25 protein-coding genes are annotated in these 26129 nt (G+C 72.9%); 13 read left to right on the plus strand and 12 right to left on the minus strand.

The genetic code is table 11. The features are described 5' to 3' along the window. Positions 1-6 precede the first annotated feature (6 nt). Positions 7-1290: an extracellular solute-binding protein gene (locus DEJ46_RS17820; protein ID WP_150267674.1), complete on the minus strand. Its 1284-nt coding sequence runs from the start codon at positions 1288-1290 to the stop codon at positions 7-9. 286 nt (positions 1291-1576) lie between these two features. Here DEJ46_RS17820 and DEJ46_RS17825 point away from each other — a divergent pair, with 286 nt between their 5' ends. The 3 genes from DEJ46_RS17825 to DEJ46_RS17835 all read left to right on the plus strand — a co-directional run bounded on the left by DEJ46_RS17825 (position 1577) and on the right by DEJ46_RS17835 (position 4735). Further along, the gene (locus DEJ46_RS17825) at positions 1577-2527 is read left to right on the plus strand and encodes an ROK family protein (protein WP_150267676.1); all 951 of its coding nucleotides are present in this window, start codon (positions 1577-1579) and stop codon (positions 2525-2527) included. After that, complete coding sequence (nagA, locus tag DEJ46_RS17830) at positions 2527-3681, plus strand: N-acetylglucosamine-6-phosphate deacetylase (protein ID WP_150267678.1); 1155 nt, start codon at positions 2527-2529, stop codon at positions 3679-3681. Before DEJ46_RS17825 ends, nagA begins: the two co-directional genes overlap by 1 nt. A 133-nt stretch (positions 3682-3814) precedes the next feature. Then, entirely contained in the window at positions 3815-4735 is a 921-nt protein-coding gene (locus DEJ46_RS17835) for a 1-phosphofructokinase family hexose kinase (protein ID WP_150267680.1), read from the plus strand. Between the two features lie 4 nt (positions 4736-4739). Here DEJ46_RS17835 and DEJ46_RS17840 read toward each other — a convergent pair whose 3' ends face one another. Then, on the minus strand, positions 4740-5714 hold the full coding sequence (locus DEJ46_RS17840) for a CBM35 domain-containing protein (protein ID WP_150267682.1): 975 nt from the start codon (positions 5712-5714) through the stop codon (positions 4740-4742). A 107-nt stretch (positions 5715-5821) separates the two neighbouring features. Continuing rightward, on the minus strand, positions 5822-7591 hold the full coding sequence (gene cdgB / locus DEJ46_RS17845) for a diguanylate cyclase CdgB (protein WP_150267684.1): 1770 nt from the start codon (positions 7589-7591) through the stop codon (positions 5822-5824). A gap of 319 nt (positions 7592-7910) precedes the next feature. Between cdgB and DEJ46_RS17850 the strand changes: the two genes are divergently transcribed. After that, the gene (locus tag DEJ46_RS17850) at positions 7911-8477 is read left to right on the plus strand and encodes a flavin reductase family protein (protein WP_190622726.1); all 567 of its coding nucleotides are present in this window, start codon (positions 7911-7913) and stop codon (positions 8475-8477) included. A 5-nt stretch (positions 8478-8482) separates the two neighbouring features. Here the strand turns inward: DEJ46_RS17850 and arfB are convergent, their stop codons facing one another. After that, positions 8483-8923 carry an alternative ribosome rescue aminoacyl-tRNA hydrolase ArfB gene (gene arfB / locus DEJ46_RS17855; protein WP_150267686.1) on the minus strand — a complete coding sequence of 147 codons (441 nt, stop codon included), beginning with the start codon at positions 8921-8923 and terminating at the stop codon, positions 8483-8485. A 115-nt stretch (positions 8924-9038) separates the two neighbouring features. On the opposite strand from arfB, the gene DEJ46_RS17860 reads away from it, so the two are divergent. Both DEJ46_RS17860 and DEJ46_RS17865 read left to right on the plus strand, forming a co-directional pair. After that, positions 9039-9614, plus strand: coding sequence for a TerD family protein (locus DEJ46_RS17860; RefSeq protein WP_055642156.1), 576 nt, complete (start codon positions 9039-9041; stop codon positions 9612-9614). A 98-nt stretch (positions 9615-9712) separates the two neighbouring features. Next, positions 9713-10240, plus strand: coding sequence for a GNAT family N-acetyltransferase (locus DEJ46_RS17865; RefSeq protein WP_150267688.1), 528 nt, complete (start codon positions 9713-9715; stop codon positions 10238-10240). 17 nt (positions 10241-10257) lie between these two features. On the opposite strand, the gene DEJ46_RS17870 is transcribed toward DEJ46_RS17865, so the two are convergent. The 3 genes from DEJ46_RS17870 to DEJ46_RS17880 form a co-directional block, all read right to left on the minus strand. Beyond that, positions 10258-12486 carry an FG-GAP repeat domain-containing protein gene (locus tag DEJ46_RS17870; protein ID WP_150267690.1) on the minus strand — a complete coding sequence of 743 codons (2229 nt, stop codon included), beginning with the start codon at positions 12484-12486 and terminating at the stop codon, positions 10258-10260. A 125-nt stretch (positions 12487-12611) separates the two neighbouring features. Beyond that, entirely contained in the window at positions 12612-14105 is a 1494-nt protein-coding gene (locus DEJ46_RS17875; RefSeq protein WP_411757759.1) for a M1 family metallopeptidase, read from the minus strand. A 158-nt stretch (positions 14106-14263) separates the two neighbouring features. After that, positions 14264-14803, minus strand: coding sequence for a GlcG/HbpS family heme-binding protein (locus tag DEJ46_RS17880; RefSeq protein ID WP_150267691.1), 540 nt, complete (start codon positions 14801-14803; stop codon positions 14264-14266). A gap of 314 nt (positions 14804-15117) precedes the next feature. Between DEJ46_RS17880 and DEJ46_RS17885 the strand changes: the two genes are divergently transcribed. The 4 genes from DEJ46_RS17885 (at position 15118) to DEJ46_RS17900 (ending at position 18907) form a co-directional block, all read left to right on the plus strand. Further along, complete coding sequence (locus DEJ46_RS17885; RefSeq protein ID WP_223835474.1) at positions 15118-16245, plus strand: sensor histidine kinase; 1128 nt, start codon at positions 15118-15120, stop codon at positions 16243-16245. A gap of 149 nt (positions 16246-16394) precedes the next feature. After that, positions 16395-17015, plus strand: coding sequence for a response regulator (locus tag DEJ46_RS17890; RefSeq protein ID WP_024760510.1), 621 nt, complete (start codon positions 16395-16397; stop codon positions 17013-17015). A 79-nt stretch (positions 17016-17094) separates the two neighbouring features. Then, positions 17095-18318, plus strand: coding sequence for an FAD-dependent monooxygenase (locus DEJ46_RS17895; protein WP_150267695.1), 1224 nt, complete (start codon positions 17095-17097; stop codon positions 18316-18318). Positions 18319-18406: 88 nt separating this feature from the next. Beyond that, entirely contained in the window at positions 18407-18907 is a 501-nt protein-coding gene (locus DEJ46_RS17900; RefSeq protein ID WP_055642162.1) for a hypothetical protein, read from the plus strand. A 15-nt stretch (positions 18908-18922) separates the two neighbouring features. Here the strand turns inward: DEJ46_RS17900 and DEJ46_RS17905 are convergent, their stop codons facing one another. After that, positions 18923-19591 carry a pentapeptide repeat-containing protein gene (locus DEJ46_RS17905; protein ID WP_150267696.1) on the minus strand — a complete coding sequence of 223 codons (669 nt, stop codon included), beginning with the start codon at positions 19589-19591 and terminating at the stop codon, positions 18923-18925. Between the two features lie 151 nt (positions 19592-19742). On the opposite strand from DEJ46_RS17905, the gene DEJ46_RS17910 reads away from it, so the two are divergent. Both DEJ46_RS17910 and DEJ46_RS17915 read left to right on the plus strand, forming a co-directional pair. Beyond that, a complete protein-coding gene (locus tag DEJ46_RS17910; protein WP_150267698.1) occupies positions 19743-20906 on the plus strand; it encodes an NAD(P)-binding protein in 1164 nt (387 codons plus the stop codon). 69 nt (positions 20907-20975) lie between these two features. Then, entirely contained in the window at positions 20976-21980 is a 1005-nt protein-coding gene (locus DEJ46_RS17915; protein ID WP_150267700.1) for a zinc-binding dehydrogenase, read from the plus strand. Between the two features lie 36 nt (positions 21981-22016). Here the strand turns inward: DEJ46_RS17915 and DEJ46_RS17920 are convergent, their stop codons facing one another. The 3 genes from DEJ46_RS17920 to DEJ46_RS17930 are packed head-to-tail and all read right to left on the minus strand — an operon-like array spanning position 22017 to position 23769. Continuing rightward, positions 22017-22346, minus strand: coding sequence for a hypothetical protein (locus DEJ46_RS17920; RefSeq protein WP_056652160.1), 330 nt, complete (start codon positions 22344-22346; stop codon positions 22017-22019). A 21-nt stretch (positions 22347-22367) separates the two neighbouring features. Continuing rightward, on the minus strand, positions 22368-22856 hold the full coding sequence (locus DEJ46_RS17925; RefSeq protein WP_150267702.1) for a GNAT family N-acetyltransferase: 489 nt from the start codon (positions 22854-22856) through the stop codon (positions 22368-22370). A 19-nt stretch (positions 22857-22875) separates the two neighbouring features. Next, a complete protein-coding gene (locus DEJ46_RS17930) occupies positions 22876-23769 on the minus strand; it encodes an aminoglycoside phosphotransferase family protein (RefSeq protein WP_150267704.1) in 894 nt (297 codons plus the stop codon). Between the two features lie 399 nt (positions 23770-24168). On the opposite strand from DEJ46_RS17930, the gene DEJ46_RS17935 reads away from it, so the two are divergent. Next, a complete protein-coding gene (locus tag DEJ46_RS17935; protein ID WP_150267706.1) occupies positions 24169-25560 on the plus strand; it encodes an NAD(P)/FAD-dependent oxidoreductase in 1392 nt (463 codons plus the stop codon). 16 nt (positions 25561-25576) lie between these two features. Here DEJ46_RS17935 and DEJ46_RS17940 read toward each other — a convergent pair whose 3' ends face one another. Continuing rightward, entirely contained in the window at positions 25577-26059 is a 483-nt protein-coding gene (locus tag DEJ46_RS17940) for a DUF4240 domain-containing protein (protein ID WP_190622728.1), read from the minus strand. Positions 26060-26129: the final 70 nt, after the last annotated feature.

The following is a 26129-nucleotide window of genomic DNA, read 5'->3' on the forward strand; positions in this document are numbered from 1 at the left end:
AACCTATTACTCGGCGTTCTCGGCCGTCGTCGCCGCCCGTCCGATCGTGCCCAGGACCTCGGAGGGCCGGCCCGCGGGGGTGACGGCCTTGCCGATGTTCTGCTTGACGTTCTCGCTGACCGTGGCCCACGAGGTCTTGCCTACGGGCGGGAGCTGGGCGTCCGGGAGGCCCTTGAGGAACTCGCGGAGGTTCGCGTGCTCGGGGTCGGTCTCCATGATCGTGGAGGCGCTGACGGTGACCGGCAGCAGGTCGTTGTCCCCGGCGAACTTCAGGACGTTCTCGTCGCTGAAGACGAAGTTCAGGAAGTCGCCGATCTCCTTGCGGTGACCGTTCTGCTTGAAACCCATGATCCAGTCGGCGACGCCCATGGAGCTCTTGGCCTTGCCGTCGACGCCGGGCAGCGGCACCTGACCGACCTCGACGCCCTTCTTCTCGGCCTCCTTGACCAGCGAGGGGTGGCCGTTGAGCATGCCGACCTCGCCGCTCGCGAAGGCGGCGAAGGCGGCCTTGCGGTTGAGCTTGCCGGGGGCGACGGGCCCGGTGAGGCCCTTGCCGACGAGGTTCTTCTTCAGCCAGTCGAAGGTGCGGACGTTCGCCTCGGAATCGACGGCGTAGTGGTCGGAGGCGTCGGTCCAGCCGCCGCCTCCGCTGAGGAGCCACATCAGGGCCTCGGCCTGGGCCTCCTCGGGGCCGAGCGGCAGCGCGAAGGGGGTGCGGACGCCCTTGGCCTTGAGCTTCTCGGCGGCGGCGGCCAGCTCGTCCCAGGTGGTGGGGGCCTCGGCGCCGGCCTCCTCGAAGAGGGCCTTGTTGTAGAAGAGCGGCCGGGTGGAGGCCACGAAGGGCAGCCCGTACTGGGTGCGCTTGGTCTCCCCGGCGGCGGCGAGCGGCGCGAGGAAGTTGGCCTGGACGGGGATGGAGAGGACCTCGTCGGCGGCGTAGAGCTCGCCGGCGGCCGCATAGTCGGCGTAGGCGCCGATCTGGGCGACGTCGGGGGCCTCGTCGGCCTTGACCATCTCGGCGACCTTGCGGTCGACGTCGTCCCAGGACTCGATCTGCACCTCGACCTTCACACCGGGGTGCTTCGCCTCGAAGGCGGTGACGAGGTCGGCCCAGTACTTCTTGGTCGTGTCCCCGCCGGTCAGGTCGTAGTCGGCGGCGACCAGCCGGAGGGTCACGTCGCCGGACTCGCCTCCCAGGACGCCGCATCCGGTGACCGTGGCGGTCAGTCCGAGGGCGGCGGCAGCCGCAGTCAGTCCCAGGAATCGTCGCCGCTGCACGGCCTCATCCACCCCTTCGCTCGTCGTTGAGCTGCTTGTGCGCGGGTTTCGCGCGGGATTTGCTCTGCATTCGCGCGGTTTTCGCACGCTATTCGCACTGCTGTGAGCTGCATGTTCGCTCTCCGCAGGCCCGCAAGTCTCCCCCGCGGCCGGGCATGAGGTCTACACCACTTGGGTATCACTTCCGCAACGCAGCCGGGACCATGGGCCCATGACGGGTCCCGAATTTGTATCCGTACGCAACAATCCTCGGCAGTGGACTAGACCTTTTGGGTCCCCGCGCGCCAAACTGTCCCCCGTGAGACACGTCATCGCCCTGGATGTGGGCGGCACCGGCATGAAGGCCGCCCTCGTCGGGGCGGACGGCACCCTGCTCCACGAGGCCCGCCGCGCCACCGGGCGCGAGCGCGGCCCCGAGGCGGTGGTCGAGACCATCCTCGGCTTCGCGGAGGACCTCCGCGCCCTCGGCCAGGAGCGGTACGGCGAGCCCGCCGCGGCCGCCGGAGTCGCCGTCCCCGGCATCGTCGACGCCGAGAACGGCATCGCCGTCTACGCCGCCAACCTCGGCTGGCGCGACGTTCCCATGCGCGAACTCCTCAGCGAGCGGCTCGACGGCATCCCCGTCGCCCTCGGCCACGACGTCCGCACCGGCGGCCTCGCCGAAGGCCGCATCGGCGCGGGCAACGGCGCCGACCGCTTCCTCTTCGTGCCCCTCGGCACCGGCATCGCCGGCGCCATCGGCATCGGCGACCGCATCGAGGCCGGCGCCCACGGCTACGCCGGCGAGATCGGCCACATCGTCGTCCGCCCCGGCGGCACCGACTGCGGCTGCGGCCAGCGCGGCTGCCTGGAACGGTACGCCTCCGCCTCCGCCGTCTCCCAGGCCTGGGCCGAGGCGAGCGGTGACCCGAAGGCCGACGCCGCCGACTGCGCCAAGGCCGTCGAGTCCGGCGACGCCACCGCCGTACGGGTCTGGCAGGAGGCCGTCGACGCCCTCGCCGACGGCCTCGTCACCGCGCTCACCCTGCTGGACCCCCGCACACTGATCATCGGTGGCGGTCTCGCCGAGGCCGGGGAAACCTTGTTCACACCACTTCGGGCCGCGGTGGAGGAGCGAGTCACGTTCCAGAAGCTGCCCGCCATCGTCCCGGCGGCCCTCGGGGACACCGCCGGATGCCTGGGCGCGGGCCTCCTCGCCTGGGACCTGCTCGCCGACCAGCACCCCACCGACTCGGAGGTTTCCGCCTGATGGCCGATCACCAGGTTCTCGCCGGCGCACACGTCGTGCTGCCCACCGGAGCGGTCGAGAACGGACGAGTGATCGTCGACGGCGACCGCATCGCGGGCTCCGCACCCGAGAACGCCCCCGTCGTCGACCTCACCGGGCACTGGCTCGTCCCCGGCTTCGTCGACATGCACAACCACGGCGGCGGCGGCGCCTCCTTCACCTCCGGCACCGTCGACGACGTCCTCACCGGCGTCCACACCCACCGCCTGCACGGCACCACCACCGTCGTCGCCTCCTTCGTCACCGGCGAGACGGCCTTCCTCACCCAGCGGGCCGGCCTGCTCTCCGAGCTCGCCGAGCAGGGCGAGATCGCCGGCCTCCACTTCGAGGGCCCGTTCATCTCCCCCTGCCGCAAGGGCGCCCACGACGAGACGCTGCTCCGCGACCCCGACCCGGCCGAGGTTCGCAAGCTGATCGACGCCGGCCGTGGCCAGGCCAAGATGGTCACCCTCGCCACCGAGCTGCCCGGCGGCATCGACTCCGTACGCCTCCTCGCCGAGCACGGCGTGATCGCCGCGATCGGCCACACCGACGCGACGTACGAGCAGACCGTCGCCGCCATCGATGCGGGCGCCACCGTCGCCACGCACCTCTACAACGCGATGCCCGCCCTCGGCCACCGCGCGCCCGGCCCGATCGCCGCGCTCCTGGAGGACGAGCGGATCACCGTCGAGCTCATCAACGACGGCACGCACCTCCACCCCGCCGCCCTGGAGCTCGCCTTCCACCGCGCGGGCCCCGAGCGGGTCGCCTTCATCACCGACGCCATGGACGCGGCCGGCTTCGGCGACGGCCACTACATGCTCGGCCCGCTGGCGGTCGAGGTGAAGGACAGCGTCGCCCGCCTCGTCGAGGGCGGCTCCATCGCCGGCTCCACCCTCACCCTGGACCGCGCCTTCAAGCGCGCCGTCACCATCGACGGCCTCCCCGTCGAGTCGGTCGTCCAGGCCATCTCCGCCAACCCCGCCCGCCTCCTCGGCGTCTACGACCGGGTCGGCTCCCTGGAGCCCGGCAAGGACGCCGACATCGTCGTCCTCGACGCCGAGTTCAACCTCAAGGGCGTCATGCGCAAGGGCCAGTGGATCGTCGACCCGACGGCGGCCACGGCGGTCTGATCAGGGGTCATACGGCGTCAAACGGAAGGGCGGTCGGCCGGAGCTCTGGGCCAACCGCCGTTCCTTTGGCATGATCGGTGCCCGTCGGAACGCGCGTTCCACAGGACTTCACACCGACTACGGGGGTGCAAAGGTGATCCTGACGGTCACCCTCAACACGGCACTGGACCTGACCTACCGGGTCCCGGCCCTCACCCCGCACGCCACCCACCGCGTCACCCAGGTCATCGAACGCCCCGGCGGCAAGGGCCTCAACGTCGCCCGCGTGCTCGCCGCGCTCGGCCACGAGACCGTCGCCACCGGCTTCGCGGGCGGCGCCACCGGCGCCATGCTGCGGGACCTCCTGGCCACGACCCCGGTCCGCGACGAGCTCGTGACGACCGCGGGCCCCACCCGCCGTACGGTCGCCGTCGTCGACACCGCGACCGGCGACACCACCCAGCTCAACGAACCCGGGCCCGCCATCACCCCCGCCGAGTGGGCCGGTTTCCGCACCCGCTTCACCGAACTCCTCGACGGGGCCCGGGCGGTGGCCCTCTGCGGCAGCCTCCCGCCGGGCATCCACGTCGGCGCGTACGCGGAACTGATCCGCCTGGCCCGCGCCGCCGCCGTCCCGGTCCTCCTCGACACCAGCGGCGAACCCCTCCGCCGGGGCATCGCCGCCCGCCCCGACCTGGTCAAGCCGAACGCCGACGAGCTCGCCCAGCTCACCGGCTCCCGCGAACCCCACCGGGCCACCCGCGACGCACGCCGCCGGGGCGCCCACACGGTGGTCTCGTCCCTCGGCCCGGAGGGCCTGCTCGCCGCCACCCCGGAAGGCCTCTGGCGCGCGGCCCCGCCCGCGGCCGTCAAGGGAAACCCCACGGGCGCAGGCGACTCGGCCGTCGCGGGCCTGCTCTCGGGCCTGGTGGACGAAGCCCCCTGGCCCGAACGCCTCACCCGCGCGGTCGCCCTCTCGGCGGCCACGGTCCTCTCCCCGGTGGCCGGCGAGTACGACCCGTCGGCCTACGAGGAGCTGCTGCCCCGCGTGAAGGTGACGGAGGAGCCCGCCTGAGCGGTCAGTTCGGTCCGCCCGGCGTGACTTCCAGCCAGTCGAGCAGCACATTGCACTGATTGCCCGTCTCGCACGAGATCTTGATCTCGTTGTCGCCCTTCTGGAGGGTGACCGGCGCCCAAGTGGTCTGCCAGTTCTTCTCCAGGTTCGGGTCCGAGGACTTGATGAAGTTCTTCAGACCGAGCGGCGAGGAGTTCGCCTTGCCGTTGACCGTCAGGGTGGCGTTGGCGTCGACCGCGGGAATGGCGTAGCGCACGGTCAGGCGGTACCCGCCCGCCGTCGGCATGTTCGCCTTCCAGGTCACCGAGGCGCCGACCTGGTTGAAGCCCGAGACATAGGTGCCTTCGACACCCTCGGCGCCCTTGACGGTCTTCTCCGTGCCGGCCGTCCCACCCAGCTTCAGCGTCGCCGCGTCCTGCTTGGGGAGTTCGGCCGGGGTCGGCTCCGTGCTCGGCTCGGTGCTCGGCTCTTCGGAGACCTGGGAGGGCGCGGTCGAGGGCGTACCGCTGCCGTTGGCCTGGCTGTTCTTGTCGTCCTTGTCGCCCGAGTTGCTGATCACCGCGGCGGCGATGCCGACCACGACGACCGCGACGACCGCGACCGCGCCGATCAGGAGGCCCCGGGTGTTGGGGCCGCGGCCGGAGCCGCCGCCGCGCGGGGGCTGCGGCGGGACCTGCCGGGTGGGCGGGCCGCCGTACGTCTCGGGGGCGGCGTACTGCGCGTGCGGCTGGCCGTAGGGGGCCTGCTGCTGCGGCGGCACGTAGGGCTGCTGCTGCGGCTGGCCGTACTGGCGCTCGCCGACCGTCCTGACCTGGTTGTACGAGGTCCGGGGCACACCGGGCTGAGCGGGGGCGGGCCCGGGGTAGCCGTAGCCACCGCCCTGCGGTGCCCGGGCGCCCGCTGCCTGTCCGTCCTCGTACAGGTAGCCGAACGGATCGTCGTCCTCGGGCTTGTTCCCGCCGTCGTTACCGGCAGCCATCCGGGCCATCCTCTCCATGCTCGCCAGCCGTCGCCGACCGGCCGAGCCTACCCCGAACGGACCAGCGCGGGGTGCGGGGCTTGACAGGCGGACGGGTGGCGGCGGCCTCAGCCGGCCCGGCGGTGGACCTTGGCGCGGGAGCGCTTCTCGATGTACATCCGCTGGTCGGCGGAGTTCAGGACCTCTTCGACGGTCATCCCGCACTCGGCCCATCCGATGCCGAAACTCGCCCCGACACGGACCGCCCGGCCGTCCACCCGGATCGGCGGAATGATCGCGTTCCGGAGGCGTACGGCCAGGTCGGCGGCGTCGGCCGCGCCGAGGCCGTCGGCGAGGACGACGAACTCGTCACCGCCGAGCCGGGCGACGGTGTCCCCGTCGCGGACGCCGGTGGTCAGCCGGCGGGCGACCTCGATGAGCACGGCGTCGCCGGTGTGGTGCCCGAAGCGGTCGTTGATCGACTTGAAGCCGTCGAGGTCGCAGAAGAGGACGGCGAGCCCCTTCGTGCCGTCGTCGACCTCGCCGGTGGACGGGGCGACGATGTGGACGTGGTGGTCGTAGGGTCCGGCGCCGTTCGCCGGCTCGAAACCGAAGCCGTGCTCGTGCTCGTACGGCGACTCGTAGCCGGAGTCGTGGCCGGGGCCGCGACCGGAGTCGTAGCCGGAGTCGTGACCGGGGTCGTAGCCGGCGCCGGGGCCGTAGCCGCCGTCCCTCGCGGAGTCGTAGCCGCCGTCGTGCCCGCCGCTCTCGTAGCCGGTGTACCCGGCGGCGATGCCGGTGCCCGCCGCCTGCGCGGGGCGCTCGCAGAGGCGGGCGGAGAGCCGGGAGCGCAGCTCGGCACTGTTGGGGAGTCCGGTGAGCGCGTCGTGCGAGGCGCGGTGGGCGAGCTGGAGCTCGTGGCGCTTGCGCTCCTCGATGTCCTCGACGTGGGTGAGGAGGAAGCGGGGGCCGTCGGCGGTGTCGGCGACGACCGAGTTGCGCAGGGACACCCAGACGTAGGTGCCGTCGCGCCGCCCGAGGCGCAGCTCGGCGCGGCCGCCCTCGGCGGAGGTCCGGAGCAGGGTGCCTATGTCCTCGGGGTGGACGAGGTCGGCGAAGGAGTAGCGCCGCATGACGGAGGCGGGCCGGCCGAGGAGCCGGCACAGGGCGTCGTTGGTGCGGAGCAGCCTGCCGTGCTGGTCGCCGCCCATCTCGGCGATGGCCATGCCGGAGGGGGCGTACTCGAAGGCCTGCCGGAAGGACTCCTCGCTGGCGCGCAGGGCCTGCTGCTCGCGCTCCAGCCGGACGAGGGCCCGCTGCATGTTGGAGCGGAGGCGGGCGTTGCTGATCGCGATGGCCGACTGCGAGGCGTACATCTGGAGCGCCTCCTGGCCCCAGGGGCCGGGGTGCCGGCCGTTGCGCGGGCGGTCGACGGATATGACGCCGAGGAGTTCACGCCCGGAGCCGGAGGCGTACATGGGGGCGTAGAGGCGGTCGTGGGGGTGCCACTCGTCCTCGAAGCGGGGCGCGGGGCCGTCGGTGTGCCACTGGGGGACGTCGTCGTCCATCAGCACCCAGCCCTCGGTGTGCGGGATGAAGCGGAGGTCGCCCCAGCTGGAGCCCATGGAGAGACGGCGGTCCCAGGAGGCCCGGGAGCCGACGCGGCCGGTGATCAGGGCCTCGGCGGCGGTGCTTCCGGCGAAGGCGGCGACGACGAGGTCACCGTCGGGGCGTACGAGGTTGACGCAGGCCAGCTCGTAGTTGAGGCCGGCGACGACACCGTCGGCGACGGTCTGCAGGGTGTCCGCCAGGCTGCGTGCTGTGTTGAGGTCCGCCACGACCTGATGCAGCTGCCGCAGGGTCGAGAGACGGACGTACGGCTCCGACTCGGTCTCCATCGCTCGCTCTCCCCGAGACCTCGACAGCAACTCCAGGGTTCTCATCGGCTTCGTGTTGCACTGTCCTTGCCACTGAATCACAGCGAGCTGCGCACCCGGTACACAGGGTCAGCAAATACTGCCGTCTGTGACTCAAGTCACAGCAGGTCATGGCGGGTCGCGCACAACCTCTCGGGGTGGTCCGGTCCTAGTGGGTTTTCGGCCGTTCCGGCCGGAGCCCTCCGGTCCCGCCCGGCCACGGGTCCTAGGACCCCCGGGGGTGGCCGGCTGGTCCCCCGGCCCGATGCGGCCGCCTGCGGGCCCGGTCTAGCGTGCGGGTGTGCTGCAGAAGACTCCCGCCCCGCCCCCCGTCTCCGATCTGGCCATCCCTCATGCTGAGGGGGTGAGCAACGACGAGTTCCGGGCGGCGATGTCCCGCCTCGCCGCGGGCGTGGTCCTGGTGACGGCGCACGACCCCGACGAGGGTCCGCGCGGCGAGGACGTCGGCATGACGGCCACCGCCTTCATGTCGGTCTCCCTCGATCCTCCCCTGGTCCTCGTCAGCCTCCGCAACGGCTCCCGCATGGACGACCTGCTCGCCGAGGTCCCGGTCTGGGCCGTGTCGATCCTCTCCGAGGGCCAGCGGCAGATCGCCGGGCGCTTCGCGATGAAGAACCGGGTCAGCGACCGGCTGCTCTTCGCCGACCTTCCGTACACGCGCGGCGAGGAGAGCGGCGCGCCGCTGCTCGGCGGGGCGCTCTCGGTCCTGGAGTGCCGGACGGAGAGCCGTGTCGTGGCCGGGGACCACACCCTCGTCGTCGGCCGGGTCCTGACGGTCGGCCTGCCCTCGGCGGACGGCTCCGGCCCGCTGACGTACTTCCAGGGGAAGTACCGGCACCTGAGCTGACCGCCTCAGCCCCAGTCGCCCCGGGACTGCCGGGTCCTCTTGGTCTCCGAGCGCTGCTTCTTCTCGCGCAGCCGGCGTTCGTTGATGCCGCGCGGGATCTTCGTCGGTCTGCGGGGCTTCGGCGGCGGGGCCGTCGCCTCGGCGAGGAGGGCGGCGAGGCGCACCGCTGCCGTCTCGCGGTTGCGCCACTGGGAGCGGTGCTCCGAGGCGCGGACCGTCACGACGCCGTCGACCAGGCGGGAGGCGAGGCGCTCCAGGGCGCGCGCCTTCCACACCTCGGGGAGCGCGCGGGTGGCCGCGAGGTCGAAGCGGAGCTCCACCTGCGAGTCGCTGGTGTTCACGTGCTGCCCGCCCGGCCCCGACGACCGCGAGAAACGCCACTGGAGCTCGGCCTCGGGGAGCGAGACGGAGCCGCGGATGGGATAGGGACCGGACATGCCCTCCATGTTCCCCGCAGTGGGCTGTTGGAGTCATCCTGTTTTCGTCGGGAACCCGTCGGGAACCGCTGGGGGCCCGTGCGCGTTTCTCCAGGCGAAGACACCACGATGAAAGGGACTTTCCATGGCTGTGAGCCTGTCCAAGGGCGGCAACGTCTCCCTGACCAAGGAGGCCCCGGGCCTCGCCGCCGTCACCGTGGGCCTCGGCTGGGACGTCCGCACCACCACCGGCACCGACTTCGACCTCGACGCGTCCGCGATCGGTGTGGACGCCGCCGGCAAGGTCGCGTCCGACGCCCACTTCGTCTTCTTCAACAACAAGTCGACGCCGGACCAGACCATCGTCCACACCGGTGACAACCGCACGGGCGAGGGCGGCGGCGACGACGAGCAGATCAACGTCAACCTCGCGGGTCTCCCGGCGAACGTCGACAAGATCGTCTTCCCGGTCTCGATCTACGACGCGGTCTCCCGCTCGCAGAACTTCGGCCAGGTGCGGAATGCCTACATCCGCATCGTCAACCAGGCCGGCGGCGCCGAGCTCGCCCGCTACGACCTCTCCGAGGACGCTGCCGTCGAGACCGCCATGGTCTTCGGCGAGCTCTACCGCAACGGCGCCGAGTGGAAGTTCCGCGCGGTCGGCCAGGGCTACGCCTCGGGCCTCGAGGGCATCGCCCGCGACTTCGGCGTCAACCTCTAAGACCCCGGCAAGACCCCGGCAGGTCCCTTGCGGGGCCCCCGGGAAATGCCGTTGGAGCCCCGGCACGATTCCGCGCGCCGGGGCTCTAACCTTGCCGCGTGATCGTCGAAGCCCTCACCCCCGGGGCCCTGGAGGACGGCGCCGCCCTCCCCGGCCCGCTGCTCACCGAGCTCACCGCGCTCTACGCGTCGAACGAGGAGTTCCAGCAGCTCAGCGGCGACTTCCCGGACCCCTCCGACATCCGCACCGAGCAGGTCGCGGCGGCCCTCGCCGACGAGCTCGCGCAGCCCACCGCCGAGGTCCTCCTCGCCCGCTCCGAAGGCCGGCTCGTCGCCGTCGCCGTGACCCTCGGCCGCCACCCCGACCCGGCCGAACCGGACCCGTGGCTCGGCCTGCTCATGGTCCACGCGGCCGAGCGGCGCGCGGGCCACGGACGCCGGCTCGCCTCATACGTCGAGGACCGCTTCCGCGCCGAGGGCCGCACGGGCCTGCGGCTCGCCGTCCTGGAGAACAACCCGAAGGCGCTCGCCTTCTGGACCTCCCTCGGCTACGAGGAGACCGCCCGCCGCCCCGACCTCGCACACGGCCGCCCGTGCGTCGTCCTGCGCAAGAGCCTGGCCGCCTAGGGCCTGTCCGCGCGGGCTCAGAAGAGCGTCGGCTTCAGCTCGCCGAAGGGGCCCTGGGTGTACAGCTGGGTGCGTGAGGTCAGCGGGGCCTTCCAGTCGCCCGTGCCCCGGTAGAAGCCGAGGGAGTCCGGCCCCACGCTCAGGGCGTCGTCGACCAGGAGGTCGGGGCGTCCGTCCTTGTTCCCGTCGCCGACGGCCACGATGTCGGAGTACCGCTGCCAGCCACCGCCGATCCTCGTCCGGGGCGCGAAGGTGCCGTCGCCCTTGCCGAGGTGGAGCCAGGGCACCCCGGCGCGATCCCGGGCGAGCAGGTCACCCGCGGGGCCGCCGCCGATGTTCCCGGTGGCGACGAGCTTGTCGTAGCCGCCCCAGCCGCCGCCGATCCGCTTGCGCGGGGCGAAGGGCTCGGCGGTGTCGCCGGTCGCCTTGTAGAGCCACAGGACGCCAGACCTGTCGGTCGCGACGAGGTCGGGCCGGCCGTCGCCCGTGAGGTCGGAACCGGCGGTGAGCTGGTCGTACGCGTTCCAGCCGCCGCCCACGCCGATGCGCTTGGCGAGGGAGGGGCCCGTGCCCTGGTAGAGCCAGAGGACGCCGGAGCGGTCGCGTGCGACCAGGTCGGCGTACTTCGAACCGGCCAGGTCGCCGGTGGCGACGAGCCGGTCGTACGCGTTCCAGCCGCCGCCCCGGTCCGTCAGCTCCCAGTCGGTGATCCACGGGGTGCGGAGCTGGCGCACGTCGTAGGAGATCAGCCGTCCGTCGCCGGTCCGGGCGAGGAGGTCGGGGGAGCCCTTGTCCGAGTAGTCGTGCGGGGCCGTCCCGCTGTCGACGCGCAGGGTCCCGGTCCGCTTCAGGACGGGACCGATGCCGTTGTCCGGACGGGCCGTGAGGGTCCAGGTGTACTCGCCGTTCAGCGCAGCGGAGTAGTTTCGGAACTCCCCGTTCCACTCGGCGGTGAAGCCCCCTGTCCCGTCGTACGGACCCATGGAACCGCTCCAGCGCTTCCCGGTCCGCTTGTGCACGAGCTCGACGTCCGCCCGGGCACCGGGCCGGCTGAGCCCCCAGTCGACGTCGGCCCGGCTGCCGCCCACGCGGAAGTCCATCGACGCGGGGACCTTCCGGCTCAGCTCGGTGAGCGCCGTGGAGACCTTGCTCGTGGCCACCATGGTCGCGGCCGGCCACCCGTCCGCCCCGAGGGCGATCCGGTAGAACCCCTCCCCCTTCGCGAGCGTCCCGCCCTGCGCGAGAGCGCCCTTCGCGCGCCCGTCGACCCTCACGACGCTGTCGAGCAGTTTGACGGTGGTCCTGTTGTCCTGGAGGGAGAGGGCGGTCAGCGGGTGGAGCGGGTTCGGCACGCCGGCCGCGGCGCCGCCGGGCACGGTGTACGTGACCCAGCCGTCCATCAGACCGATCACGACCCTGCCGTCGTGCGCCGGCAGCACATACCGGCTCATGATGGCCGAGCCCCGGCGCGCGGTCACCACGACCGCCCGGTTGTCGGCGAGCCGCTCCACCCAGGCCAGGTGCGTGGCGGTGGCGGCGACGCCGGACATGGGGTCGATGGCGACGGGCACGGCCCGGTCGTCCACGACCTTCGCCGCAGCGAGGTCCACGACGGCGAGCCGCTCCCCGACCCTTCCCCCGACCGTCCCGGTGTAGCTGACGGCGCAGAGGCCGGGAGCGGTGATCCTCGAGGCCGCGATCCTCGCGTCGGCGGGGAGACCGGTGATCTTCCGGTGCACCACCTCGCCCTGCGGCCGGGACACCAGGTGCAGGGCCTCGGCCGTGCCCTCGGCGGTCTGCAGGAGGAGGGCGTCGCCCACGGGATGGAGGAGGGTGGCCGTCGGCCCCAGGAAGGCGGTGTCGATGACGACGGGTCCGCCGCCCGCCGCCATGTCGTACACCCGGTAGGTGCCGCCGTCCACGGCGACGACCACGTCGCTGTCGGCGTTGCCCCGGTAGTACGGGGCCGCGGGCAGCACCGTCGTGGCCCCGCCGTCGTACCGGGTCCAGGAGTAGGTCCGCCGCTCGCCCTCGGCGACACGGCTCAGGAAGCCGGTCGGCCCCCCGCCCAGCAGCACGGAGTCACGGCTGACGACAGCGGGACCGGTCGCCTCCTCCGCCACGGCTGCCGAGGCGACGGCCGGGGCGGAAGCGACGGCCGGGGTGACAGCGATCGCGGGGGCGGTCACCGCGAAGGTGATCGCGACGGCCGTCGCGAGGCGGGTGCCGGTGGAGCGGAGCTGCAAGGTGAACCCCCACGAGAAGATCGGGCACGGAAGTGCCGTGCACGATCAGACTCGTGATCCGACCGCCTGGTTGTACGGGATCTTCGACGATCCTCGACTCCGTCAGGTCGGGGGTCGCGCCGTCCCTAGGGCTTGTCCGGCTTCCCGTCGCCGTAGAGCCAGACGTTCCACAGCCCGTCGAGCTCCTTCCCGGCCACGCTCTCCGCGTAGGCGGTGAAGTCGTCCGTGGAGGCGTTGGCGTGGCGGTACTTCGCGGGCCAGCCGCGCAGGATCTCGTCGAACGTGGCGTCCCCGACCGTCTCGCGCAGTTTGTGGAGGACCATCGCTCCGCGCTGGTAGACCGGCGGGTCGAAGAGGTTCTCGGCGGCGGGCGGGGCGGCCGGCGGGAAGGCCCAGTTGGTGTCCTGGGCGAAGGCCCGCTCGAAATGCGTCCGCGCGGGGACGTTCTCGTACTCCTCCGTGTACAGCCACTCGGCGTACGTGGCGAAGCCCTCGTTCAGCCACAGGTCGCGCCAGGTGGCGGGGGTGACCGAGTTCCCGAACCACTGGTGGGCCAGTTCGTGGACGAGGGTCGTCCGGTCGAAGGCGGCGGCCGGGAAGACGGGCCGGGTCTGGGTCTCCAGGGCGTAGCCGAGGGTCCCGTCCTCGGTGACGATCGCGCCGGCGGCCGAGAAGGGGTACGGGCCGAAGCGCTCGGCCTGGCGGGCGAGGATCCCGGGGATCTCGGCACGCAGCGCCGCGCTGCCCGCCGCGACGGAGGGCTCGGCGGCGGTGAGGACGGGGAGGGAGCGGGGGGCGGTCGCCGACCCGGACGCCGGCGCCTTGCTCGTCGCCTTCCCTGTCGCCGGTTCGGTCGCCGTCGCCGTCGCCGCCTCGTATCGGCCGATCGCGACCGTCGCCAGATAGCTCGCCATCGGCTCCGCCGAGCGCCACACGGTCGTGACGCGGCCGTCCCCCTCCGTCCGCCGCTCGGTCCTGACGCCGTTGGAGAGCGCTTCGAGCCCGGCCGGGACGGTCAGCGTGATGTCGTACGAGGCCTTGTCGGCGGGGTGGTGGTTGCCGGGGAACCAGGTCATGGAGCCCTCCGGTTCGCCGACCGCGACCGCCCCGCCGTCGGTGCGCAGCCAGCCCTCCTCGGAGCCGTCCGCGTCCGTGATCGGCTCCGGCACCCCCGTATAGGTGACGGTGGCCTTGAACTCCGCCCCGTCGCGGATGTCCTCGCGCGGGCGGAGCGTCAGCTCGTCCCCCGCCCTGTTGTGCGCGGCGGGGTCGCCGTCGACGGTCGCTCCCGACACCGTGAGGCCGGCCAGGTCGAGGTTGAAGGCGCTGAGGTCCTGGGTCGCGCGGGCGGTGATCTCGGCGGTGCCGTCGAGGCGTCCTGTGCCGGGGTCGTAGGCGAGGGACAGGGCGTAGTGCCGCACGTCGTAGCCGCCGTTGCCGAGCTTCGGGAAGTACGGGTCGCGCAGCCCGGCGGCCCCGGGGGTGCCCCGGACCCCGCCGCCGGCCTCCGTACAGCCGCCCGCGAGGAGCGCGAGGGCGAGGAGCGCCGCTGCGGCTCCGGCCCGGGTGGGTCGCGGGGTGCGTCGCCGGGTCACGTACTCGTCCTCGTACACATACACGTATCGATCCTAAGCAGGACGGATGCGAAGGACCGGATACGAAGGACCGGGTACGGACGACCGGGTACGGACGGCCAGGTACAGAAACGGTGGTGGCGCCCGGCGGGGGATCCGGGCGCCACCACCAGCTGGGGGGGCTACTGCCGCTGAGCGCGAGCTCAGTTGGCGAGCGCGGCCACGCCCGCCTGGGCGAACTTCTCGTCCAGGTCGCCGGACGGGGCGCCCGCGACGCCGATGCCCGCGATGGGCGCGCCCTTGGCGGTGACCGGCGCGCCGCCCGCGAGGAAGAGGGTGCCGGGGATGTCCTTCAGGTTCGGCGCCTGGGCGAGGCGGCCGGCGAGGACGGAGGTCGGGGCGTTCCACGAGACGGCGGTGAAGGCCTTGCGCTCGGCGGACTCGTAGGACTGCGGGCCGGCACCGTCGCCGCGCAGGGTGACGATGGTGTTGCCGTTGCGGTCGACGACGGCGACGGAGACGCGCTGGTTCTCGCTCTCGGCGGCGTCCAGCGTCGCCTGCGCGGCCTTGGTGGCGGCCTCGATCGTCAGGTGCGTCGACTGCTGGAGGTTGTCGTTGCCGACGTCGGCCCGGACGACGGCGGCGGGGGCGGCGGCCGGGGCGGAGGCGTTCGCGGAGACCGCGCCGAAGGTGCCGGCGGCGACGACAGCGGCGGCAGTGGCACCGAAGAGGATCTTCTTCATGAGGAACTCCGTGAGGTGTGAGGTGCGAGGTGAGGAGGAGGGGAAGCGGAAGAGGGCGTTTCGTTCGTTCGTCCGTTCGCTCTGCAATCCATCCTGTGGCCGGAGCCGGGGCCTTTCGGTCCACGGTCCGGCTGTCCTCCTCGCGCACACTGGTGGACACCCGGGTCAGCCGATCGGCTGATGCCGGTCTGGTCCCTCCGGGTCAGGATGGACAGATATCCCCAGGTCAGAACGGAATCGAGAAGGGAGGCAGGCAGGTGACACAGCCGCCGCCCACCGAGCAGGATCCGGACGCCCCCTGGCTCGCGCGCGTCATGCACATCGCGTTCTTCCTCCTCCTCGGCGCCTCCCTCGCCCGCTTCCTGCTGCGCCACCCCTGGGAGGACCGCAGCCCCTGGATCGTCGCCCTGTCCGGCGCCCTCGCCTCCCTCTACCTCCTCGGCCCCGTCGTCGGCACCCGCGTGGCCCCGCGCCGGATCGCCTGGCTGAGCACGGTCGTCGCCGTCTGGATCGTCCTCGTCGTCCTCGCGCCGAGCTTCGCCTGGTGCGCGGTCCCGCTCTTCTACACGGGCCTGCGCACCCTCCCTCCGCGCGCCGCGCTCGGCCTCGTCGTCCTGCTCACCGCCTTCGTCGTCTTCGCGCAGGTGCAGCTCGCGCACGGCGGCTGGGACCCGAACCTGATCGTCGCGCCGCCGGCCGTCGCCGCCATCGCCACCGGGGTGTTCGTGTACTCCGACCGGCAGGCCGCACGGCAGCGGGCGCTCATCCACGACCTCATCCGCACCCGGCGCGAACTGGCCGCCATCGAGCGCCGCGAGGGCACCCTCGCCGAGCGCCAGCGGCTCTCCATGGAGATCCACGACACCCTCGCGCAGGGCCTGTCCAGCCAGCAGATGCTGCTCCAGGCCGCGGACCGCACCTGGGACAGCGACCCCGGGACCGCCCGGCGCCACGTCCGTACCGCCGAGTCCATCGCCGAGCGCAACCTCGCCGAGGCCCGCCGCTTCGTCCACGACCTCGCGCCCGCCGACCTCGCCGAGGGCGGCGGGCTCGAAGAGGCCCTGCGCGGACTGGCCGCCCGCGAGTCGGCGGAGTTCCACGTGGACGGGACGGCGGTGCCGCTGCCCGACCGGACGCAGTCGGCGCTGCTGCGGATCGCGCAGGGCGCCCTCGCGAACATCCGCGAGCACGCGGGCGCCGACTCCGCCGCCCTGACCCTCACCTACCTCGACGACCAGGTGGTCCTGGACATCGCCGACGACGGCCACGGCTTTGACCCGGTACTCGCGCGCGACCCGGGCGAGCGCGGCGACCGGGGCCACGGGCTGCCCGCGATGCGGGTGCGGGCCCAGCAGCTCGGCGGCACCCTGACGGTCGAGTCCGCCCCCGGCGAGGGCACGGTGCTCTCGGCCGCGATCCCCTTGACCCCTCTGGCCCCGTGACCCCCGTGCCCTCTGCCCCCGCCGCCTGCCCCCTGAACCCCGTGCCACGCCTGCCCCGCCGGCCCCCGTGACCCCCGTGCCCCTCTGCCCCCCGCCTGCCCCGTGACCCCTTGCCCCCCCTCGTCCCCTCCCCCGTCCCTGGAGTCGTGATGTCCGTACGGATCCTCCTCTGCGACGACCACGTCGTCGTCCGCGCCGGGCTGCTCGCCCTGCTCGGCAGCACTCCCGACATCGAGGTCGTCGGCGAGGCCGGCAGCGGCGAGGAGGCCGTCGCCATGGCGGCCAAGCTGAAGCCCGACGTCGTCCTGATGGACCTCCAGCTCGGCCCGGGCATCGACGGCGTCGAGGCGACCCGGCAGATCGCGCCCACCGGCGTCCACGTCCTCGTCCTCACCACGTACGACACCGACGCCGACATCACCCGGGCCATCGAGGCCGGCGCCACCGGCTATCTCCTCAAGGCCGAACGGCCCGAGGAGCTCTTCGCCGCCATCCACTCCGCGGCACAAGGCCGCACCGCCCTCTCGCCGCCGGTCGCGAGCCGGGTCATGGACCGGATGCGGGGCGCGGCGGGCCCGAGCCTCACCGACCGGGAGCGGGACATCCTCGGCCAGCTCGGACGCGGCCTCGGCAACCGCGAGATCGCGCGGGCGCTGTTCATCAGCGAGGCGACGGTGAAGACCCACCTGGGCCGGATCTACGCCAAGCTCGGCGTCGACACGCGCGCGGGCGCCGTGGCCGTCGCGAAGGAACGCCGCCTGCTGCCGTAGAGCCCCCACGGCTGCTACCGTGCGTGGCTGTCCGACCGCACGCCGTCATGTCGCGGTCTCAGTCTCCGTGGGAGCGCACGTGAAGCTCGCCATCGTCGGCGGCGGCCCCGCCGGCCTCTACCTCTCGATCCTGCTGAAGCGGCAGGACCCGTCCCACGACATCACCGTGTACGAACGGAACCCCGAGGGCTCCACGTACGGCTGGGGCGTCACCTACTGGGCCGGGCTCCTCGACAAGCTGCGCGCGGGCGACCCCGAGTCCGCCGCGGCCGTCGCCGAGGCCTCCGTCACCTGGAACGACGGCGTGGCGATCGTCCGCGACGAGCGGACCGTCCACCGCGGCGACGCCGGCTTCGGCATCGGGCGGCGGCGGATGCTCGCGCTCCTCGCCGACCGGGCCGAGGAGCTCGGCGTACGGGTCGACTTCGAGCACGACGTGACCGGCCCGGACGCGCCCGAACTCGCCGGCGCGGACCTGGTCGTCGCCGCCGACGGCGTCAACAGCGTGCTGCGCGAGGCGCACCCGGGCCACTTCGGCAGCGAGGTCACCGCCGGCCGCAACCAGTACATCTGGCTCGGCACCACCAAGGTCTTCGACTCCTTCAGCTTCGCCTTCAAGGAGACCGAGCACGGCTGGATCTGGTGCTACGCCTACGGCTTCAGCGGCGAGCGCTCCACCTGCGTCGTCGAGTGCTCCCGCGAGACCTGGACCGGCCTCGGCCTCGACACGAGCGGTGAGACCGACAGCCTGCGCCTCCTGGAGAAGCTCTTCCACGACCTCCTCGACGGCCACGAGCTGATCGGGCGGGAGCGGTCCGACGACGCGGCCCAGTGGCTCACCTTCCGCACGCTCACCAACCGCGTCTGGCACAGGGGCAACGTGGTCCTCCTGGGCGACGCCGCCCACACCACGCACTACTCGATCGGCGCGGGCACCACCCTGGCCCTGGAGGACGCGCTCGCCCTCGCGGACGCCCTGCGCGCCCCCGAGGCGACGCGCACCCCCGCCGGCCTCGACGCGGCCCTCACCACGTACGGGAAGCGCCGGCGCGCCGAGCTCGTCTCGGCCCAGAGCGCGGCCCGCTACAGCGCCCAGTGGTACGAGAACCTCCCCCGCTACATGCGCCTGGAGCCGGCCCACATGTTCGCCCTCCTCGGCCAGCGCCACTCGCCGCTGCTCCCGCACGTCCCGCCGCAGCTGTACTACCGGATCGACCGGGCCGCCGGGCAGCTGGAGCCCCTGCGCCGCCTCAAGCGCTGGCTGGGCCCGCGCGTGGCCCGGGCGGTCCACGGCCGGCGCTGAGCCACGGAAGCCGGTGGCCGACCCGGGGAGGGGCGGCCACCCCGTCCTCGCGTACGAGGCGGGCCCCGCGCCGTGACACCATCGGTCCGTGCTCGACATCGGCTACTCCCTCTCGCGTCGCTTCCCCGACCCGCCGCAGACCGACTACCGCCACGCGGACGTCCACTCCCTGCGCCACGACCTCTTCTGCGGGGACGTCTACCTCGCCGACACCGAGGCGGACCGCGAAGTGTCCACAGCCTGGGGATGGGTGCCGGTCCTCGACTTCGCCTGGGCGCTGTGCGACATCGTCGAGCAGCTCGACCAGGACCCGCGCGGCAGCCGCGCCGCGCAGCCGCAGTACGCGGAGCTCGATTTCACCGAGTCCTCGGACCGGATGCTCTTCGAGCGCCGCTTCGGCTGGGTCGACGTCGAGGCCGACTGGATGCCGGGCGACGAGCCGCCGGTCACCTTCAACCACGCCGAACTGCGCCGCGAGGCCCGCGACTTCCTGCACGACCTGATCGCCGACCTCACCGACATGCACGAGGGCCTCGCCGACAACCCGGCCGTCTGGTCCCTCCAGGCCCGCTTCCCCCGCGTGGCCTGACGACGCCCCGACGGATCACCCCTCCACCCGCACCCCCAGCCGCGCCGCGAGCACCGGCGCCAGGTCGAAGAGCTGGACCGTCGAGATGACGGCCCCGGCCAGCGACTCCACCCCGCGCGCGATCTCCAGCCGCTGCACCCCGCGCAGGTCCACGTCCTTCAGCCGCGCCCCGGAGAAGTCCACCCCGGTCAGCACACAGTCCACGAACTCGACCCGCTCGAGGACCGCGCCCCCGAAGTCCGGCTCGCTCAGGACGCACCCCTCGAAGACGACGTCCTTCAGCTTCGCCGCCCGCAGGTTCAGGTAGTCGCTCTTCCCGCCCCGCACCACGACTCTCTCCAGCACCGCCCCGTGCAGCTGCGCCCCGCCGAGCCGCGCCTCCACGACCTCCACGTCCCGCAGCTGCGCCCCCGAGAGGTCCGTGCCCACTCCCCGTACCCCCGTCAGCACCGAGTCGAGGAACCGCGCGCCCGTGAGCCGCGCCTCGTCGAGCCCGCAGTCGCGCAGCGCGCAGTCCAGGAACCGGGCCCCCGCCCCCGACTGGCCGGTCAGGTCGAGCCCGGCCAGTTCGAGCCCGTCGTAGTCCCCGTCCGCCTCGATCCCGCCCTCGTAAGCCACCAGGGGAGGCAGCCGCACCTCCGGCCGCCGCGCCCCCGCCACCTTCTTCTTCCGTGCCGTCGCCATGACCCCATGGTGATGTACGCCACTGACAACGCCCCGGATGTCACGAACGAACGCCCTCCACCCGTCCCCCACACGAGACCGGAAACGGGACCCGGACACGGCGCCCGGCCACCGCACCCGGCCACGGCACCCGGACACGAGGGAGAAGGACATGCGCAAGCTCACCGTCATCGGCGGCGGCTTCGCCGGGCTCACCGCGGCGATCACCGCGGCCGAGGCCGGCGCCAAGGTGACCCTGCACGAGGCCCACCGCACGCCCGGCGGCCGGGCCCGCACCGCCGAAGGCCCGTACCGCACCAACGAAGGCCCGCACGCCCTCTACTCCGGCGGCCCCCACTGGACCTGGCTGAAGCAGCGCGGCCTCCTCGGCCCGCTCGCCCCGCTCCCGCCCGCCGAAGCCCTCCGGCTCCGCTTCCACCGCGACGGCGCCCTGCGCCGCACCCCGCCGCTCGGCCTGCTGCGCCAGACCCTCCGCGGCGCCGCCCAGGCCCCCGTCGACCTGGACTTCCGCACCTGGGTCACCGGCCTCGCGGGCGAGCGGACCGCCCACGACGCCGCCGCCTACAGCGCGGTCGCCCTCTTCCACCACGACCCGGGCTCGCTCTCCGCCCGCTTCGTCCAGGAGCGCCTGCACCGGGCCGGCTCCCTGCCGCCCGAGGCCCACTACATCCGGGGCGGCTGGGGCCAGTTGATCGAGCGGATGGTCGCGCGCGCCTGGGAGATGGGCGTACGGATCGAGACCTCGTCCCGCGTCGACAGCCTGCCGCTCGGCGAGGGACCCGTGGTCGTCGCCACCGCTCTGCCCGCCGCCGCCCGGCTCCTCGGCGACCCGTCGCTGACCTGGGACAGCGGTCGCACGGTCCTGCTCGACCTGGCGCTGCGGACCCGGAAGGGGGACCCGTTCGCCGTCTCGGACCTGGACGCGCCCGGCTGGGTCGAGCGGTTCACCGCGCAGGACCGCTCGCTCGCCCCCGCCGGGCAGCAACTCGTCCAGGCCCAGCTGCCCATCGGCCCCGAGGAGTCCAAGGCGGACGGCATCGCCCACGGCGAGCGCCTCCTCGACCGCGCCTTCCCCGGCTGGCGCGAGCGGACGGTGTGGCGCCGGGAGGCCGTTTCCCAGGGCCGTACGGGAGCGGTGGACCGGCCGGGCACCACCTGGCGCGACCGTCCCGCGGTCGACCGGGGCGACGGCGTCTACCTGGTGGGCGACCAGGTGGCCGCGCCCGGGGTGCTGTCGGAGGTGTCGTTCACGAGCGCGATCGAGGCGGTGTCGCTGGCCGTCCGCACGGAACTGCTTGACCTCAAGCGCACTTGAGGGCGGAGGCTCGGGACCTGTCACCGAGAGATCCCGCTGCAGTGTCAGCGACGACGACAGGGGAACGTCATGCACGCCATCCGCCTCCACGCCTTCGGCCCCGCCGAGAACCTCACCCACGAGGAGACGGCCGACCCCGTGCCGGCCCCCGGCCAGGTCCGCATCCGTGTAGCGGCCGCCGGCGTGCACCTCCTCGACACGGCGCTGCGGCTCGGCCAGACGGGCCCCTTCCCCGCCCCCGCCGAGCTCCCCACGATCCCCGGCCGCGAGGTCGCCGGCACCGTCGACGCGCTCGGCGAGGGCACCGACCCGTCCTGGCTCGGCAAGCGGGTCGTCGCCCACCTCGGCATGGCCCCGGGCGGATACGCGGAGCTCGCCGTCACCGACGCGGCCCGCCTGCACGCCCTCCCCGACCACCTCGGCGAGGCGGAGGCCGTCGCCATGATCGGCACCGGCCGCACGACCCTGGGCATCCTCCAGTTCACCGAGCTCGGCCCCGACTCGGTCGCGATCGTCCCGGCCGCCGCGGGCGGCATCGGCACCCTGCTCGTCCAGTACGCGAAGAACGCCGGCGCCACCGTCGTCGGCCTCGCCGGCGGCCCCGCGAAGGTCACGCTCGTCGAGGCGAACGGCGCCGACCTCGCCGTCGACTACAAGGAGCCGGACTGGCAGGAGAAGGTCCGCGCGTACCTCGAGGAGCTCGGGCTCTCCGCGACCGTCGTCTTCGACTCGGTCGGCGGCGACACCGGCCGCGCCGCCGTCGACCTCCTCGGCGAGGGCGGGCAGCACGTCGTGTTCGGCTGGTCGGGCGCGGGCCTGCACGACGGCGAGCCGCTGACGTTCACGCCGGAGGAGCTGGCGGAGCGCGGGATCACCTCGGAGTCCGTCCTCGGCCCCGTCATGATCCAGAAGGCGGGCGGCGATGTCCGCAACCTCGAACTCGCCGCCCTCGCCGCCGCGGCCGACGGCTCGCTCCGCCCGGCGGTCCACCGCTTCCCGCTGGAGAAGGCGGCGGAGGCCCACCGCGCCCTGGAGACCCGGGGCACGACGGGCAAGGTGGTCCTGATCCCTTAGAGGACGCCCCGGCCGACAGAGGTCTCGGACCCCGATTCAGACCCCGATGACGTCCCAGGAGTGCGCCTTGAACTCCTTCTGGAAGTCGGCGTGGTCCTCCCACATCCGGGCGGCGGAGCGCAGCACGTCCCAGTTGTGCTCAAGGGCCTGGTCGACCACGGGCCGCAGCTCAGGCGCCGACTCCCGCTTCTCCACGAGGCCCTTGACGGCCGAGGCGGCCTGCACGGTGTAGCGCAGGGCGCGCAGCGCGCGGGACGTGTCGTCCATCCCGAAGCCGTGGTCCTTGCCGTTGGCGGGGTCGAAGAGGGGCGTCAGGCGCGCCTCGATGAAGTCGGTGATCCGCTGAAACCGCTGCTCGATATCCATGCCCCTTTCCTACATCACGTCCTACAGCGCTCCCGCCCCACCACCGCCGAGCTCGGCCAGCGCCTTGTCCGTGAGGCGGTAGACCGTCCACTCGTCCTGCGGGCGGGCGCCCAGGGACTCGTAGAAGTCGATCGACGGCTTGTTCCAGTTCAGGACGGACCACTCCAGGCGCTCGTAGCCGCGGTCCACGCAGATGCGGGCCAGCTCGGTCAGCAGGGCCTTGCCGTGGCCGCCGCCGCGGACCTCCGGGCGGACGTACAGGTCCTCCAGGTAGATGCCGTGGACACCGCGCCACGTCGAGAAGTTGAGGAACCAGAGCGCGAAGCCGGCGATCTCCCCGGACTCCGTCTCGGCGATGTGGGCGAAGGCGGCGGGGCGGTCGCCGAAGAGGGCCTCGTGGAGCTGGTCCGGGGTCGTGCGGACCTCGTGGAGGGCCTTCTCGTACTCCGCGAGGTCGCGGATCATGGCGAAGACGACGGGGACGTCTGCGGGCGTGGCGGTACGGATCATGCCCCCAGCCTGCCTCGCGTCAGGCCCTCCTGGCCAGCAGGATCCGCGCGAGCGCCACCTGCTCCTCGTCCAGCTCGGTCGCGCCGTCCTCGACGTCCCAGAGACCGTTCTGCAGGACGCGGCCGAGGGTCCAGGCCGCGGCCCGACGCCGGTCGCCGACGACCTCGGCGAGCAGGTCGAAGCGCCACAGCAGTTCGTCCGGGTGGGGATCGAAGCGGTCCGTCAGGGCGGGCAGGAGGTCGAAGCCGGGGTCTCCGGCGAGAGGCTTCGGGTCGATGGCGAGCCAGGGCTCGCGCTCGGCCGCGAGGACGTTGTCCAGGTGGAGGTCCCAGTGGAGGAGGCGGTCCCCCGGCTCGCCCGCCACGTCCCGTACGGCCGCCGCGCAGTCCCGCAGGACCGCCGCGTCCGCCGCGCCGAGCTGTGCGGCCGCACCGGGTACGTCCGCGAGCATCCCGGCGGCGATGTCGCCGAGGGTCCGCAGCCCGGCGGGCGCCGGGAGCGCCACGAGCCGGCCGAGGAGCTCCGCCACGATCCGCAGCGCCTCGCGGGTGTCCTCGACCGTGGAGAGCGGCCGGGCGGCGTCGAGCCACTCCAAGAGCATCGTCCCCGTCCCGGCGTCATGGTCGAGCAGGCGCACGGAGCCCGCCCCGTCCCACACCCGCAGACCGACGGGCTCGCCCTCGGTCTCGTCGTCGAGGATCTGCATCTTCAGCGCGGCGCGGGTGCCGTCGGCGATCCGCTCGACGGGCAGCACGAGCGAGGCCACGCCGTACATCGAGGGCCCGGTGACCTCCAGCCCCCATCTGCCGAGGAACTCCTCGGCCCGCGCGGGCAGCCCGGCGACGAACGCCCGTCCCGCCTCACCGTTGTACTTGGCCTGGGACAGCGCGAGTTCCTCGGGTACGTGAATCACGTACCGAGCCTAGACACCGGCGTCGCGCAGCGCCTTCGAGAATGCGGCCGCGCCGTAGAGCGCGTTCCCGCCCGGGAGCGCGGCCCCGTCGACCAGCACGGTGGGTGTGCCGCCGACGCCCGCGTCCTCGAAGGCCTTCTCCGCGTCCGCGACCCACTGCTGGTACGCGTCCTCCCGGACGCCCGGTCGAAGGCGTCGCCCCGCAGGCCCTCGCGCCGGGTCCTGCGTACGACCATGGGAGAGCCCTTCCGGAACAACGAAATCCGCACGAAGTCCGCGTCGGATCCACCTCCTCGAACGTAGACCGCTCCCCGCCCGGAAACCCTCGCCGAAAGACCCGTATCCACAGGCCCAAGGCCCCTGTAACGTCCCGCCCACGCACGCGGAAGAGGGATACACATGAGCACGGTCAACGGCGGCATCTCGTTCTGGTACGGGCAGGAGGGCGCCCCCGCGCCCCGCGAACCGCTCCCCGGCGACACGACCGCCGACGTCTGCATCGTCGGCGGCGGCTACACCGGCCTGTGGACCGCCTACTACCTCAAGAAGGCCGTCCCCTTCCTCAACATCACGGTCCTCGAAGCGAAGTTCTGCGGCTACGGCGCCTCCGGGCGCAACGGCGGCTGGCTCTACAACGGCATCGCGGGGCGCGCCCGCTACGCCAAGCTCCACGGCCACGAGGCCGCCGTCCGCCTCCAGCAGGCGATGAACGCGACCGTCGAGGAGGTCCTCGACGTCTGCGAGACGGAGAAGATCGAGGCGGACCAGCACCGCGGAGGCGTCCTCGAAGTGGCCCTCTCCCCCGCGCAGCTGTCCCGTCTGAAGGACTTCCACGCGACCGAGGCGGCCTTCGGCGAGACCGACCGCGAGCTGTACGGCGCCCGCGAGACGGCGGCCCGCATCCGCGTCACCGGCGCCGTCGGCTCGTCCTGGACGCCGCACGGCGCGCGCCTGCACCCGGTGAAGCTGGTCAAGGGCCTCGCGGCGGCCGTCGAGGCGCTCGGCGTCAGGATCCACGAGTCGACCCCGGTCACGGAGATCAAGCCGAAGCACGCGATCACCCCGTACGGCACGGTCCGCGCCCCGTACGTCCTGCGCTGCACCGAGGGCTTCACGGCCTCCCTCGCCGGCCAGCGCCGCACCTGGCTGCCGATGAACTCCTCGATGATCGCCACCGAACCGCTCACCGACGCCCAGTGGGAGTCCATCGGCTGGGAGGGCCGCGAGACGCTCGGCGACATGGCGCACGCCTACATGTACGCGCAGCGCACGGCGGACGGCCGGATCGCGCTGGGCGGCCGGGGAGTCCCGTACCGCTACGGCTCGAAGACGGACAACGACGGCCGCACCCAGCCACAGACCATCGAGGCGCTCCGCGACATCCTGGTCCGCTTCTTCCCCCAGCTTGCGGGCGTACGGGTGGACCACGCCTGGTCCGGCGTCCTGGGCGTCCCCCGCGACTGGTGCGCCACGGTGACTCTCGACCGCTCCACCGGCCTCGGCTGGGCGGGCGGCTACGTCGGCTCGGGCGTCGCCACGGCCAACCTGGCGGCCCGCACCCTCCGCGACCTGATCCAGCAGGACTCGGGCCAGTCCGGCCCCACGGACCTCACGGCACTGCCCTGGGTGAACCACAAGGTCCGCAAGTGGGAACCGGAACCGCTGCGCTGGCTCGCGGTCCAGACGATGTACGCGGCCTTCCGCGGCGCGGACCGCCGCGAACTCACGGGCCACAGCGCGGAGACGGACCGCGTGGCGACTTTGGCGGACAAGGTGACGGGCCGCCACTGAGGCCTACGACCGACGCCTACGACCAGCCATCCTCATTGCTACCGGTCTCGCAATCGAACGGTTCGACATGCTCCCACTCCGCCCCGGTGACCCGCCTGAAGGCGGTCGGGGCGGCTTCGAGCAGCTCTTCCGCCACAGCCGCCTCGTCACTCGTGTACGGAGAGAAATCGGCGCCCGAAGGATTCGCGAGCACCTCCCCGTACGCTCGTCTGCCCGCCAGAATCACGGCGCAACGCGCGTAGAGGAACCCGTCCTCGGACAGCGGCACAGGACGTCCCGACCGGGAAACGGCCCCCTTGACCGGGGTGTCGGCGAGGACCCTGAGATCGAGCCGGAAAAGCGATTCGGCCAGCACGTCGGCGAATCCGGTGACCTGGTCCGGGGTGCGTTCGGCCAGCTGTGCCGCAATCATCCCGCAACGGTTCGAGACATCACCACCGGCACCGGCACCGCCACGTGCCGACGCCTCGACGATCTCCCAGAACTCCGACTCGTCCAACGTCCCCTCCCAGGCCCACGACCGCACGTGCCGCTTCCTCAATTCCTGCTCATATGACCACCGTCGGCCC

The organism is Streptomyces venezuelae (genome assembly GCF_008642375.1).
Taxonomy (GTDB): Bacteria; Actinomycetota; Actinomycetes; order Streptomycetales; family Streptomycetaceae; genus Streptomyces; species Streptomyces venezuelae_G.

Coding starts and splice junctions, on each gene's coding strand:
- DEJ46_RS17885 (WP_223835474.1), top strand. CDS start 15,118: ATGCACATCGCGTTCTTCCTCCTCCTCGGCGCCTCCCTCGCCCGCTTC.
- DEJ46_RS17925 (WP_150267702.1), bottom strand. CDS start 22,856: ATGATCCGTACCGCCACGCCCGCAGACGTCCCCGTCGTCTTCGCCATG.
- DEJ46_RS17905 (WP_150267696.1), bottom strand. CDS start 19,591: ATGGCGACGGCACGGAAGAAGAAGGTGGCGGGGGCGCGGCGGCCGGAG.
- DEJ46_RS17910 (WP_150267698.1), top strand. CDS start 19,743: ATGCGCAAGCTCACCGTCATCGGCGGCGGCTTCGCCGGGCTCACCGCG.
- DEJ46_RS17915 (WP_150267700.1), top strand. CDS start 20,976: ATGCACGCCATCCGCCTCCACGCCTTCGGCCCCGCCGAGAACCTCACC.
- DEJ46_RS17880 (WP_150267691.1), bottom strand. CDS start 14,803: ATGAAGAAGATCCTCTTCGGTGCCACTGCCGCCGCTGTCGTCGCCGCC.
- arfB (WP_150267686.1), bottom strand. CDS start 8,923: ATGGAGGGCATGTCCGGTCCCTATCCCATCCGCGGCTCCGTCTCGCTC.
- DEJ46_RS17920 (WP_056652160.1), bottom strand. CDS start 22,346: ATGGATATCGAGCAGCGGTTTCAGCGGATCACCGACTTCATCGAGGCG.
- DEJ46_RS17860 (WP_055642156.1), top strand. CDS start 9,039: ATGGCTGTGAGCCTGTCCAAGGGCGGCAACGTCTCCCTGACCAAGGAG.
- cdgB (WP_150267684.1), bottom strand. CDS start 7,591: ATGGAGACCGAGTCGGAGCCGTACGTCCGTCTCTCGACCCTGCGGCAG.
- nagA (WP_150267678.1), top strand. CDS start 2,527: ATGGCCGATCACCAGGTTCTCGCCGGCGCACACGTCGTGCTGCCCACC.
- DEJ46_RS17890 (WP_024760510.1), top strand. CDS start 16,395: ATGTCCGTACGGATCCTCCTCTGCGACGACCACGTCGTCGTCCGCGCC.
- DEJ46_RS17935 (WP_150267706.1), top strand. CDS start 24,169: ATGAGCACGGTCAACGGCGGCATCTCGTTCTGGTACGGGCAGGAGGGC.
- DEJ46_RS17840 (WP_150267682.1), bottom strand. CDS start 5,714: ATGGCTGCCGGTAACGACGGCGGGAACAAGCCCGAGGACGACGATCCG.